The 12,965-nt window shown below is 66.1% G+C and carries 11 protein-coding genes; 7 read left to right on the forward strand and 4 right to left on the reverse strand.

Features of this window, described 5'->3' with window-relative positions; all coding sequences use genetic code 11:
* The first annotated feature begins 57 nt into the window (after nucleotides 1–57).
* The 4 genes from ccoG to ccoS all read left to right on the forward strand — a co-directional run bounded on the left by ccoG (nucleotide 58) and on the right by ccoS (nucleotide 5,203).
* On the forward strand, nucleotides 58–1,458 hold the full coding sequence (gene ccoG / locus F623_RS0102290) for a cytochrome c oxidase accessory protein CcoG (RefSeq protein WP_018868092.1): 1,401 nt from the start codon (nucleotides 58–60) through the stop codon (nucleotides 1,456–1,458).
* 96 nt (nucleotides 1,459–1,554) lie between these two features.
* Nucleotides 1,555–2,382: a FixH family protein gene (locus F623_RS0102295; RefSeq protein ID WP_018860908.1), complete on the forward strand. Its 828-nt coding sequence runs from the start codon at nucleotides 1,555–1,557 to the stop codon at nucleotides 2,380–2,382.
* Nucleotides 2,383–2,397: 15 nt separating this feature from the next.
* On the forward strand, nucleotides 2,398–4,953 hold the full coding sequence (locus F623_RS0102300; protein ID WP_026279338.1) for a heavy metal translocating P-type ATPase: 2,556 nt from the start codon (nucleotides 2,398–2,400) through the stop codon (nucleotides 4,951–4,953).
* 31 nt (nucleotides 4,954–4,984) lie between these two features.
* Nucleotides 4,985–5,203 carry a cbb3-type cytochrome oxidase assembly protein CcoS gene (gene ccoS / locus F623_RS0102305; protein WP_018860906.1) on the forward strand — a complete coding sequence of 73 codons (219 nt, stop codon included), beginning with the start codon at nucleotides 4,985–4,987 and terminating at the stop codon, nucleotides 5,201–5,203.
* Between the two features lie 293 nt (nucleotides 5,204–5,496).
* Here the strand turns inward: ccoS and rpoH are convergent, their stop codons facing one another.
* From rpoH to ftsY, 4 genes are all read right to left on the reverse strand, one after another.
* Complete coding sequence (gene rpoH, locus F623_RS0102315; RefSeq protein ID WP_018860905.1) at nucleotides 5,497–6,366, reverse strand: RNA polymerase sigma factor RpoH; 870 nt, start codon at nucleotides 6,364–6,366, stop codon at nucleotides 5,497–5,499.
* A 103-nt stretch (nucleotides 6,367–6,469) separates the two neighbouring features.
* Nucleotides 6,470–7,399 (reverse strand): ABC transporter permease, encoded by a 930-nt coding sequence (locus F623_RS0102320; RefSeq protein WP_018860904.1) that lies wholly within the window; start codon nucleotides 7,397–7,399, stop codon nucleotides 6,470–6,472.
* The gene (gene ftsE, locus F623_RS0102325) at nucleotides 7,396–8,067 is read right to left on the reverse strand and encodes a cell division ATP-binding protein FtsE (protein ID WP_018860903.1); all 672 of its coding nucleotides are present in this window, start codon (nucleotides 8,065–8,067) and stop codon (nucleotides 7,396–7,398) included. Before ftsE ends, F623_RS0102320 begins: the two co-directional genes overlap by 4 nt.
* A gap of 311 nt (nucleotides 8,068–8,378) precedes the next feature.
* Entirely contained in the window at nucleotides 8,379–9,401 is a 1,023-nt protein-coding gene (gene ftsY / locus F623_RS0102330; RefSeq protein ID WP_018860902.1) for a signal recognition particle-docking protein FtsY, read from the reverse strand.
* 89 nt (nucleotides 9,402–9,490) lie between these two features.
* Here ftsY and F623_RS0102335 point away from each other — a divergent pair, with 89 nt between their 5' ends.
* The 3 genes from F623_RS0102335 to rsmD are packed head-to-tail and all read left to right on the forward strand — an operon-like array spanning nucleotide 9,491 to nucleotide 12,823.
* Nucleotides 9,491–10,879 (forward strand): pitrilysin family protein, encoded by a 1,389-nt coding sequence (locus tag F623_RS0102335; protein ID WP_018860901.1) that lies wholly within the window; start codon nucleotides 9,491–9,493, stop codon nucleotides 10,877–10,879.
* The gene (locus F623_RS0102340; protein ID WP_018860900.1) at nucleotides 10,879–12,213 is read left to right on the forward strand and encodes a pitrilysin family protein; all 1,335 of its coding nucleotides are present in this window, start codon (nucleotides 10,879–10,881) and stop codon (nucleotides 12,211–12,213) included. Before F623_RS0102335 ends, F623_RS0102340 begins: the two co-directional genes overlap by 1 nt.
* Nucleotides 12,214–12,241: 28 nt before the next feature.
* Complete coding sequence (rsmD, locus tag F623_RS0102345; RefSeq protein ID WP_255349347.1) at nucleotides 12,242–12,823, forward strand: 16S rRNA (guanine(966)-N(2))-methyltransferase RsmD; 582 nt, start codon at nucleotides 12,242–12,244, stop codon at nucleotides 12,821–12,823.
* Nucleotides 12,824–12,965 lie beyond the last annotated feature (142 nt).

The following is a 12,965-nucleotide window of genomic DNA, read 5'->3' on the forward strand; positions in this document are numbered from 1 at the left end:
GATACATTCCCTCGCACATGGTGGTGTGCGCACGCCGGGTTCTGCCCGGGAGGATTCATGGCGCAAGGCCAGCCAATCTACGAGGCCCGCATACCGATCCATCCGCGATCGGTCAAAGGCCGATTTCGCAACCTCAAGACCGGGATCCTGTTTCTGGCCTACGGGGTATTTTTTGGCCTCCCATGGCTGCGCTGGGATCGCGAGTTCGGGCCGAACCAGGCCGTGCTGTTCGACATCCCGAACCGGCAGTTCTTCCTGTTTGATCTGGTCGTTTACGCGCAGGACATTTTCTGGCTGGCGGGTTTCCTGGTGCTGGCCGCCCTTCTGCTGTTCTTCGTCACCGGGGTGCTGGGTCGTGTGTTCTGTGGCTATTTCTGCTTCCAGACGCTGTGGACCGACGTGTTCATGTACCTGGAGCGCAAGATCCAGGGCGAGCGCCCGGCCCGTATCCGTCTCTCCAAACAGTCGTGGAATTTCGAGAAGCTCTGGAAGCTGGGTGCGACACACCTGTCCTGGCTTCTCGTGGCGTTTGCGACCGGGCTTGGGTTTGTCCTGTACTGGGCCGATGCACCGACCATGGTGCGCGACTTCTTTACTGGTGATGCTAGGTTTGCCGCCTACGTGACCGCCGGCCTGCTGACTGCAACCACCTATACCTTTGCCGGACTGGCGCGTGAACAGGTCTGTACCTTTATCTGTCCGTATGCCCGGTTCCAGAGCGTGATGTTCGACCAGGATACCCTGATCGTTTCGTACGACCCGAACCGTGGCGAGGGCACGGCCGGGCGTGCGAAGGTGCAGGCTGGACTGAAGACGCGCGAGGAACGACAGGCGGCCGGAATTGGGGACTGCATTGACTGTGGCTACTGCGTCCAGGTCTGCCCGACGGGCATCGACATCCGGGACGGGCTGCAGGTCTCGTGCATCCACTGTGCACTGTGTATCGATGCCTGTGACACCATCATGGACAAGCAGGGATGGCCACGCGGGCTGATCCGCTATTCCTCGGAACACGAGCTGCAGGGTGAAAAGACGCGCTGGCTGAAGGGCAAGACCCTGGGGTACGGAGCCGCGGTCCTGGTGGTGATCGGGGCGCTGGTATTCAGCATCCTCGAGCGCCCGCCGGTCGATGTGAACGTCAACCAGGTGCGCCAGCCGTTGTTCGTGCAGATGTCCGATGGCCGGGTACAAAACAGCTACGAGCTGCGCCTGAACAATGTCTCCGACCAGGAGCTGGATTTCGCCCTCGATATCGCGGGTCTGGAAGGCGCGGATCTCGACCTCGGGCAGGTCGAGCAGATCCGGCTCGAACCCGGCCAGCGCCTGACCGTGCTGGCTCGAGTGCGCCACGATGTGGAGGCCGGCGCGGATTCACCGATCCGTTTCCATTTCGTGATCAGTGACCGTGAAGGGCGAATCGAGCCCGTCGAGGCCGATGCCCGCTTCAGCTACCGCTGATGGCCCGGGAAAGATTACGACAATACGGCTGGCGAAACTGGCGCGGCGCCAACCGAGTGATACCCTGCTGCGCCGGAACGATACGATGAAGACATCATGAGCAATCTCGTCATTTCCCTTGGATTGGGCAGCGCAGCGCTCGCCCTGCTGTTCGCGCTGATCTACAAGTTCACCCGTCTGCGCGCCTACAACACGGCGGCCGTGGTGGTGGCGATCATGCTGTTTGTGTTCATCCCGGCCTCCATCCTGACCTGGCAGGGTGCGGACGTGTTCGCGATTCATCTGGCACTGTACATTATCGTGCCTTATGGCCTGGGCATTATCCTGACGCAGAAGGAGGCGGAAGCCGAGGATGGGCAGAAGGGGTCGTTCAGCCTGCACTGGGCCCCGCTGGTGATTGTCGGCTTTTTTACGATCATCGCGTCGGTTCAGGCGGTGCTGATCACGCTCGCCCATAACGGCATGCCGGAGCGCTACATCGGCACCCTGCTGCCCGAGCCCGAGACACCGGCCGAGCGCGTCACCTCGGCCTTCCCCGGTACGGTCGGCGGCATCCAGGAGCGCGACGAGGCCCTCGCCGTGCATCGCATGACGCGGCTCCAGGAACAGCGCGAACTCGGCTGGCAGGTGCGCCAAGGCTGGGTGGAAAGCCCGGTTCAGGGCGAGACCGCCACGTTCCAGGTTGAAGTCCGCGACGCCGAGGGGCGGCCGATCTCCGACGCCGACGTCAGCGGCACCTTCATGTGGGTCGCCGACGAGCGCCGCGACCAGGCTTTCAGCATGCAGCCGATTGGTGAAGGGCTCTATCAGGTCGAGCTGACGCTGCCATCGCCGGGACGCTGGGACCTGCGTTTCCATGTCGAGCACGACGGACAGCTGGTGGAGCAGCAGGCGCGTACGCGCGTGCGCGGTCATTCCAGCTGATCTCGCCGACCGCCGGTGAGCGGATATCGCCCCGAACCCGATTCCACGGCCACGCCCACTGACACGCGCGGTGGCTGTTTTCATTGCGGTTTGCCGATTCCGGGCGGTGCGAACTACCCGGTCCTGTTCGAGGGGCGCGAGCGGCCGACCTGCTGCCCCGGCTGCCAGGCCGTTGCCGGGGCCATCATCGAACGCGGTCTGGGGGCTTACTACCATCACCGACCGACGCCGCCCGGGCAGGCCGGCGAGCCACTGGTCCCTGACGAGCTGCGCGAGCTCGAACTCTTCGATACCGAGGCCGTCCAGCGCTCGTTCGTGACGCCGGCGGCAGACACCGGTGACGGCTCCCGACTCGAGGCCGCGCTGATCCTCGAGGGCATCACCTGTGCCGCCTGCGTCTGGCTGAACGAGCGCCATGTACAGTCGCTACCGGGTGTGATTGCCTTCAGCATCAACTACTCCACCCATCGTGCCCGCCTGGTCTGGGATCCGGAGCGCATTGCCCTGTCAGAGATCCTCAAGGCGATCCGCGATATCGGTTACCACGCCCACCCGTACGACCCGGGCACCCGCGAGCAGGCGATTGCCCGCGAGCGCGGTATCGCGCTGCGCCGGATCGGCGTGGCCGCCCTCGGCATGATGCAGGTGATGATGCTGGCGCTGGCGATCTGGCTGGGCGAGGACGACCCCCAGCACGCGGACCTGATGCAGTTTATGCGCTGGGTGGCAGCGGCCCTGACCACCCCGGTGGTGTTCTACTCGGCCATCCCGTTCTACCAGAGCGCCTGGCGCGACCTGCGCCAGCGAAGGCTCGGCATGGATGTCCCGGTGAGCCTGGCGATCATCGTCACCTACGTGGCCAGCCTCTACGCGGTCCTGCTCGGGACCGGCGAGCATGTCTACTTCGAGTCGGTCGTCATGTTTGTCTTCTTCCTGCTGACCAGTCGCTACCTCGAGCTGATCGCGCGCCAGCATGCGAGTCAGGCCATCGATCGCCTGGATCGACTGGTGCCGGCACTGGCCCATCGCCTGGATGCCGGTGGCCAGGAGGAGCCCGTGGCGCTCGGCGACCTGATCCCCGGCGATCATGTGCGTGTCCGCCCCGGCGAATCGGTCCCTGCGGATGGCGTCGTCGTCCAGGGGCGCTCCACCATCAATCGCGCTCTGCTCACGGGTGAACCGGACCCCGAACCCGTCGCCGCGCAGGACGAGGTGGTGGGTGGCACCGTCAATGTCGATGGTCCGCTGGTCATTGAGGTACGCCGCGTCGGCGCCGAGACCACGCTGGCCGCAATCCAGCGCCTGCTCGATCGCGCGCAAAGCGAGAAACCCCGGATCGCCCGGCTCGCGGAAACCGGAACCGGCTGGTTTGTCGGGGCGGTCCTGCTCCTGACCGCGCTGGCAGGCCTCGTCTGGTATGCCTGGATCGACCCGAGCCGGGCGCTGTGGGTGATGGTGGCGATGCTGGTCGCCACCTGCCCCTGCGCGCTGGCGTTGGCAACACCCGTCGCGCTGACCGCGACGACGGGTACGCTGTCGCGCCTCGGCCTGCTGGTGACACGTGGACGCACCCTGGAGGCTTTGGCGCGTGTCGATACCGTCTGCCTCGACAAGACCGGCACCCTGACCGAGGGCCGCCCGCGCGTGGTGGCGCAGAACGATCACGTGGCGCCGCCGCCAGGGCAGGACTGGCGCGCCTGGGCGGCCGCGCTGGAGGCCCATTCCGAGCACCCGCTGTCACGTGCCTTCCGTGAGGCCGGGGCCGCCTCCGACGTGACAGCCCGGGCCGTACACAATGAGCCGGGAAGCGGCCTTACTGGCGAGATTGAGGGGTGCAAGGTGGCAATCGGGGGGCGTGGAATGCTGTCGCAAACGGAGCCTCCGGCCGCCGAGGCCCCGGTGGACAATTCGTTCGCTTCACCGATCTGGCTGGTGGTGGACGGCGAGCCGGTTGCGACCTTCTGGCTCGCCGACACACCACGGCCGGAGGCGGCCGAGACCGTCGCGACGCTGTCCGCCCGCGGGCTCGAGGTAATCCTGCTGACCGGCGACCGTCCGGAGGCGGGGCAGCGCTTCGCCGAACACCTGGGCATCGACCGGTTTCATGGCGGCCTGACGCCGGAGGACAAGCTGCGCCACGTACGCGAACTCCAGGCCGAGGGCCGCACCGTGCTGATGGCCGGGGAAGGAATCAACGACGCGCCGGTACTCGCGGGAGCCGACGTCTCCCTGGCGATGGGCGGCGGCACCCGTCTGGCGCAGACCCAGGCCGATCTCGTGCTGACGTCCGACCGCCTGGATCGGCTACCGGAGGCGCTGGATCAGGCCCGTCGCACGACCCGGATCGTGCGCCAGAATATTGCCTGGGCGATTGCCTACAACGTAGTGGCTCTGCCGATTGCCGCGGCCGGCCTGCTCACGCCCTGGCTGGCCGCATTGGGGATGTCGATGAGCTCCTTGCTGGTGGTGGGGAATGCCCTGCGTCTGCGTCCGGGGCGCGACCGCGTGGTTGCTCCGCGAGAGCACGATAGTCGCGCGCCCACCGAGGCGCCCGCCTCGCCCCCGGGTTGAGGCTCGGCGCAGGACGAGTAGACTGGTTGCCATGTCGATTCTGTACCTGCTGATTCCGCTGGCGATGCTGTTTGCCCTGGTCGTGGGGATGGTCCTGCTGTGGGCGATACGGTCGGGGCAGTACGATGACCTCGAGGGCCCGGCGCACCGTATCCTGATGGATGACGATGACCCGCGGATCCCGACCACCGACGACGAAAAGGACCGGAAGACCGGGGAGACGCAGCGACCGGAAGACCGACCGCGCTGATCCGGAAACTTGCGCCGTGGCCTCCTCCCGCTTACCCTTTATCCATTCTTAAATCGATGTGTGTTGAGGGCTTTGGCTATGCGTGAGTGGTTTACCTTTGCGAACTTCCCGTTGACGTTCACTGCCGCCCTGATCATCTGGTCCTGGATCAGCTTCTTCTCGGTGATCCTGTTCGGCGGCTGAGCCAGGGATTCCCGCGCGCCGCCTGAGCGGCGCCGGAAGCCATCAAAAAAGGCCCCGATCGCACAAGCGGTCGGGGCCTTTTTTCGTTGGGCGCAGCCGAGGTTGTCGCGTCAGTCGGCGAAGGCGGTGCGGATGCGCTTGATCGCGTTGTTCTCGATCTGGCGGATGCGCTCGGCGGAGACGCCGTATTCCGCCGCCAGTTCGTGCAGCGTCGCCTTGGGCTCGCTCATGTAGCGCCGCGCCAGGATGTCCCTGGAGCGCTCGTCCAGCTCGCCCAGGGTGCTGGCCAGCCGTTCCTGATAATGACGGTCCCAGTCCTCGTCCTCGGCCACCTGCGCCGGGTCGTCGCTCATGTCCTCGAGGCTCAGGCGCTGGGCCGGGGCCAGGTAGCTGTGCTCGTCGTCGCTGTCGGGCGCGGGGTCAAAGCTCGCATCCTGACTGGACAGTCGCCGCTCCATCTCCCAGACGTCATTTTCGGATACCCCGAGGTCTCGGGCGACGGCCGATACCTCGTCGTTCGACATCCAGCCGAGGCGCTGCTTGGCGCTGCGCAGGTTGAAGAACAGCTTGCGCTGCGCCTTGGTCGTTGCCACCTTCACGATGCGCCAGTTGCGCAGGATGAACTCGTGGATCTCGGCGCGGATCCAGTGCACCGCGAACGAGACCAGGCGGACCCCCTGGTTCGGGTCGAAGCGCCGCACGGCCTTCATCAGGCCGACATTGCCTTCCTGGATCAGGTCACCCAGGGGCAGGCCGTAGCCCTGGTAGCCACGGGCCACATGCACGACGAAGCGCAGGTTGTGCAGGATCAGCTGGCGCGCCGCGTCCAGGTCGTTGCGTTCGTGCAGCGACCGGGCGAGTTCGCGCTCTTGTTCCGGGTCCAGTACCTCGATCCGGCTGACCGCCTGCATGTAATGGTCCAGGTTCCCGACGGGAACGGGCAGGTCTGCATGCACGGTTGCCAGGGCCTTGCTGCTCATCGTGATGGATGCCTCCAGAGAATAAAGACAGAGATTAGCACTCGCGGGAATAGAGTGCTAAACCCGCTGAAAGTTCCGGGAGTTTTTGTTGCTCCGCGCGCGCTCAGGGCGCGTCGCGCAGGGCATGGCCGCTGCCCAGTCGTGCGCCCAGCCAGCCCAGTATCAGGCCCACCAGGATCAGGCCCAGAATATCCCCGGCATGCGGCAGGCGCAGGGTGAACTCCAGATCAAACGCGGCGGCGGCCTCGGTCAGCGGTTCGCGGCTCAACGCGACCCCCACCAGCAGCAGGATCACGCTGAAGATACCCCCACCGAACCCGGTCAGCACACCCCCGTACAGCGACGGGCGGCGCAGAAAGCGGTGGGTTGCGCCACTGATGCGCGAGATTGCGATCTCTTCCTGACGTTCGCGCAGCTCCGAGGCGGTGGCGAGCGCCAGGATCAACACGGCGCCGAGGCCCAGCAGTGCGACGACCACGGACAGGATGCGCAGACCCAGCTCGTGCAGGCTGTTGAGCTGGCGTACCCATTCGTCGTCGGCGACCACTCCGGCGTCGGGCGCCAGTGCCCGCAGGTCGTCGCGCAGTGCCGCCACCGTGTCCGGCTGCGTGCTGGCGGGTACAACATCGATCACGTCCGGTAGCGGGTTGTCCTCCAGCCAGTCCAGCAGTTCCGGGTCCGGCAGGCTGTCGCGGTAAGCAGTGAGTGCGGTGTCGGCGTCGATGCGCTCCCAGCGTGCAACGCGTTCGTCGTCATCCAACGCATCCTGCAGCCGGTCGGCGGTTTCCTCGTCGACATGATCGAGATAAAGCGCGATGCGCGGGTCGTGGTCGACATGCGCCGACAGGGCGCGCGCGTTGTCCAGCAGCACCCAGAGATAGGCGGGGAGCGCGAGGATGAAGCCCAGTACCGCGATGGTGATCAGGCTCAGTACCGGGGCCTGCAGTCGCCGGCCAAGACTGCGCCGAGCGGCATCGCGGTGGCTGTCCAGCCAGGCGGGCAGGGCATCGAACAGGCGGCGCCCGGGTCTCATGCGCTCGCCCCGCCGCGGGCTTCGATGCGGCCGTTTTCCAGGTGCAGGACCGGTTTGCCCATGCGGCCGATCAGCTCCAGGTCATGACTCGCGACCAATGCGGTCATGCCCACTCGGTTGAAGTCGTCAAACAGCGCGAGGATCTCTTCCGACAAGGCCGGGTCCAGGTTGCCGGTTGGCTCGTCCGCAAGCAACAGCACCGGCCGGTGCACGATGGCCCGGGCGATGCCGACGCGCTGCTGCTCCCCAGCGGACAGGGTGCGCGGGTTGACCGTCTCCTTGTGCAGCAGCCCGACCTTGTCCAGCGCCGCGCGTACCCGCTTGCGCATCTCCGGGCGGCGATAGGCCAGGATCTCCAGCGGCAGGGCGACGTTGTCGAACACGGGGCGGTCGAACAGCAGGCGATGGTCCTGAAAGACCAGGCCGATACTGCGGCGAAAACGCGGGATGGCCCGAGCCGACAGGCGGTCCAGCTCGTGCCCGTTCACGCGGATACGACCGCGGGTCGGGCGCTCCAGCCCGGCGATCAGTCGCAGCAGCGTACTCTTGCCGGCCCCGGACGGGCCGGTGACAAAGGCCATGGCGCCCGCATCCACTCTCAGGCTGACATTGGACAGCGCATCGGCCGCGCTGCCAAAGCGCTTGGTTACGCGCTGCAACTGGATCATGCTGCCTGGTTTTCCTCGCGATCCAGGGAAAGACTGATCAATGTACACGCTCGCGCTCGAGTCGCTTTTGCGCGCGAACAAGGCGCGGCGACTGCCGTGCAGTCATTCTGCACAAGGGAGCCGCAACGCCGTGCGAGCGCCCGTTTGCGATAACAACGGGCGGCCGAGCCCCTTCGGGGTTGGCACCCCAGGTTCCCCGATCCTGCGTTGCGCCCCGAACCAGTCAAAAACGGGCGGGTAGAACCACTACCCGCTGCTCGACGCGCCTTGTCTCGGAAAACCTGGGGTACCAACGCGAGCGTGTACATTGATCAGTCTTTCCCTAGCAGTGCGCGTACGAACGCGCGGGCATCAAAGCGCTGCAGGTCTTCGGCCTTCTCGCCCACACCGATAAAGCGCACCGGCACGCCCAGTTGCTCCGCCAGCGCGAACAGGACGCCGCCCTTGGCGGTCCCGTCCAGCTTGGTGACCACGATGCCGGTCAGGCCCAGGGCCTCGTGGAATTGGCGTGCCTGGTTCAATGCGTTCTGGCCGGTGCCGCCATCGACCACCAAAAGCACCTCGTCCGGGGCGTTCTCGTCCAGGCGGCCCATCACGCGTTTCACCTTGCGTACTTCGTCCATCAGGTTGGTCTGAGTGTGCAGGCGTCCGGCGGTATCGGCGATCAGGATGTCGGTCTTGCGCGCCTGGGCAGCCTGGAGGCCGTCGTAGACCACGGAGGCCGAATCGGCCCCGGTTCCCTGCGCGATCACCGGGACATCATTGCGTTCGCCCCAGGTCTGCAGCTGCTCGACGGCGGCCGCTCGGAAGGTATCCCCGGCGGCCAGCAGGACCGAACGGCCCTCCGCCTGGAAGCGATGCGCCAGCTTGCCGATCGTGGTGGTCTTCCCGGCGCCGTTGATGCCGACCACCAGGATCGAAAAGGGTCGCTCGGCCTGCGGGATCTCCAGGGGCCGCGAGACCGGCTCCAGAATCTCCACCATTGCGGTCTCGAGCGCGTCCATCAGCGCGTCGGCGTTGTCCAGTTCGCGCCGTTTTACCTCGCGGGTGATACGATCCATGATCCGCTGGGTCGCATCCAGGCCGACATCGGCCAGGAGCAGACGTTCCTCCAGCTCTTCGAACAGTTCGTCGTCGATCTTGCGCCGGAACAGGCTCTTGAGGTCGCCGCCGAGCGCCTGGCCGGTCTTGGCCAGGCCCTGGCGCAGGCGCTGGAACCAGCCGCCCCCACGGGCTGGCTGGCCATCCGCAGCGGTTTCCGGCGGCGCCTCCGGCGTGGTTTCGGGGCTGGGCGCGGTGGATTCTTCGGATTTCTTCTTGCGGAAACCGAACATGTTTCAGGTGGTCCAGTAGAAAGTGTTCATGCTAGCACGGGGATCGTATTGCAATGCGTAGAGCAGTGCTCGGAAGTCTCGTTGGATGGATGGCCGTCTGGCTGATCGGTGCCAGTGTCGTGGCCGGGGAGCTGGATATCGAGTCGGACGTGGTGGAGGCCACGCTCGACAACGGGTTGACCGTGCTGGTGCTGGAGGACCGGCGCGCACCCGTGGTGGCCAACATGGTCTGGTACCGCGTGGGATCCGCCGATGAACACAGCGGCATCACCGGCATCTCGCACATGCTGGAACACATGATGTTTCGCGGCACCGAGAAATACGAGCCGGGCGAGTTTTCGCGCATCGTCGCGCGCATGGGCGGGCGCGAGAACGCGTTTACCGGACGCGACTATACGGGGTACCACCAGGTCATCGGGTCCGATCACTGGGAGACGGTGATGGCCATGGAGGCGGAGCGCATGCAGCACCTGAAGCTGCAGGAGGACGAGTTCCGTCCGGAGCTGCGGGTCGTGCAGGAGGAGCGGCGCCTGCGCGTGGAGGATCAGCCGAATGCCCTGCTGCGCGAGCAGTTGATGGCGACGGCCTTTTTCAATCATCCGTACGGCCAGCCCGTGATCGGCTGGATGACCGACATCGAGTCCTACACCCTGGAGGATCTCCAGGACTGGTATGACCGCTACTACCACCCCAATAACGCGGTCGTTGTGGTTGTGGGCGATGTCGACGCCGACGAGGTGATCGCCGCCGCCGAGAAGCACTTTGGCTCGATCCCTAGCGGCAACCTGCCCGAAGCCAAGCCGCGCCGGGAGACTCCGCAGACCGGGGAACGTCGGATTACCGTGCAGGCCCCCGCCCAGGTGCCGTTTCTGATGATGGGCTGGAAGGCCCCGGTCTTGAATACGCTGGATTCGCACGAGGATGCCTATGCCCTACTGGTGGCCGCCGGCATTCTGGATTCGGGCGAGGCCTCGCGGTTTGCCCGTGAACTTGTCCGGGGACAGGAACTGGCGAGCGCCACCTCCGCGCGCTACAGCCCGTTCGGGCGTCTGGACGACCTGTTCATGGTCGCTGCCGTGCCCGCCTCGGGGACGGATATCGAGAGCCTGGAGCAGGCGCTGCTGGACGAGATCGACCGCCTTGCCGAGGAGCCCGTGGATGATCGCGAACTGGAACGTGTGCAGGCACGGGTGATCGCCTCGGAGGTTTACGAGCGGGATTCCGTGCGGGCCCAGGCCTTCCAGCTGGGCATGCTCGAGACCGTTGGTGTCGGCTGGCGCGAGAACGATCGGTTCCTGGAGCGGGTGCGCGAGGTGACGGCCGAGGATGTTCAGCGCGTGGTGCGCGAGTACCTGGTCCCCGAGCGGCGCACGGTCGGGATCCTCGACCCGCAGCCGATGGATGACGAAGATACCCCGGCGCCCGGGCCCTACGGTGCCCCGGATCTCGATGGTGGCTATCCGGAGGGGGATCACTAATGCTGCACGCAATCAAGAAACTCGCGCGTCGTTCCCTGTTTGCGGGTCTGGCCCTGGCGCCGCTGACCCTGCTGGTGATCCCGGCCCAGGCGATAGAGATCGACCGCTGGGAGACCGACGAGGGGCTGCGTGTCCTGTATGTCGAGGCACCGGACCTGCCAATGGTGGACCTGCGCCTGACCTTCGATGGCGGCGCGGCGCGGGATGGCGATCTGCCAGGCCTGGCGATGATGACTTCTCGTGGCCTGCGTCATGGCACCGAGGACATGGATGCCTCCGAACTGGCCGAACGCTTCGAATCGGTCGGCGCCCGATTCAGCACCAGCTCCCTGAGGGATATGGCGATCATCAGCCTGCGAACGCTGACCGAGCCGGACTGGATGGACACGGCCGTCGGCACCCTGGCCGATGTGCTGTCCGCCCCCGCCTTTCCCGAGGCCGATTTCGAGCGCAGCCGCCGGCAGGCCCTGCAGTCCCTGCAGCGCGAGCGCCAGGAACCGGCCGCGGTGGCCAGTCGACGTTTCTACGAGTTGATGTATGAGGGTCATCCGTACGCCAGTTGGCCGGGTGGCGAGGTCGACACCCTGGAGGCGATTACGCGCGACGATGCGCGGGCCTTTTTCGAACGTCACTACGCGGCAGGGAACGGCTCGCTGGCGATCACCGGCGGGGTGAGCCGCGAGCAGGCCGAGGAACTGGCTGCGCGGATCTCGGCCGCGCTGCCCCGTGGCGATGCGGTTGACCCCCTGCCACCGGTGCCGATGCGCGAAGAACCCGTGGAGGAACGAATCGCGTTTCCGTCCGAGCAGGCACACATCTTCATGGGGGCGCCGGCCCTGCGCCGGGGGGACGAGGCCCACTTCGCCTTGACGCTGGCGAATCACGCCCTGGGTGGTGGCGGCTTCACCTCGCGTCTGTTCCAGGAGGTGCGCAGCGCCCGTGGGCTGGCCTACTCGGTGCACAGCCGCTTCCAGCCGATGGCGGCCGAAGGGCCGTTCGTGATCAACATGCAGACCGGCGTGCAGCAGGCGGACGAGGCCGTCGAGGTGCTGCGCGAGCAGGTCTTGCGCTGGCACGCCGACGGTGTGGAACCCGACGAGATGGAGGCCTCGCGCGAGAACGTGATCAACTCGTTTCCGTTGTCGCTGGCCTCCAACAGTGACATCGTCAGTCTGCTCGGCATGATTGGTTTCTATGGACTGTCCGATGACTATCTGGAGCGTTATGTCGAGCGCATTCAGGCGGTGGAGCTGGAAGCGATGAATGCGCAACTGGCCGACCGCCTCAACCCGGAAGCCCTGGTGACGGTCATCGTTGGTGGTCAGGAAGACTAGGCGCGCCCCGCCGGGGCGCAGCGCGCGCATCCGTATCATTGGCGGGGCCTGGCGCCGCCAATGGTTGCCCGTGCTATCTGTCGGGGGGCTGCGCCCGACTGCGGATGCCCAGCGCGAGACCCTGTTCAACTGGCTGCAGCCGCACCTGCCAGGAGCGCGGGTGCTGGACCTGTATGCCGGCACCGGTGTCCTGGGGTTCGAGGCCGCCTCGCGGGGCGCAGGTGAAGTCTGGCTCGTCGAGCGTGACGCGCGGGCGGCCTCCCAGCTCGAGGCCAACCGGGAACGTCTTGGCGCAGACCAGGTACACATTCGCCGCGACAACGTGGCCCGGCTGCTGGGCCAGCCTCCCACAGGAGGGGCTTTCGACCTTGTCTTTCTTGACCCCCCCTTTGGTCAGGAGCTGGTGGCCCCGACACTCGCCGCTCTGGTCGCGCAGGACTGGCTCGCGCCGTCCGCGTACGTCTATGCGGAATTGGAGTCCGAGGTCGCCCCGGCCTTTGTGATCAATGCCGGCTGGGACATCGAGCGCGAGCGGGTGAGCGGGCAGGCTCGAGGCCTCCTGCTCAGGCGCCGTTCCGACGAATCGGCCGGTAAAGGAAACACGGATTGACATGCACGTTTGCGCTCCCCGCATGGATCCGTGTTTCCTGAAGCGTTTTGCAGTTTGCCAGGCCATTGGCTACGGTAAGGGCGTTATCAGTCGGCTCCACGATTTCGCTGGCTGAGCGCGTCCCCGACCGTCAGGCATGCGG

Origin of the sequence: Thioalkalivibrio sp. ALD1 (genome assembly GCF_000381245.1) — a bacterium.
In the GTDB taxonomy this organism is placed as follows: Bacteria; Pseudomonadota; Gammaproteobacteria; order Ectothiorhodospirales; family Ectothiorhodospiraceae; genus Thioalkalivibrio.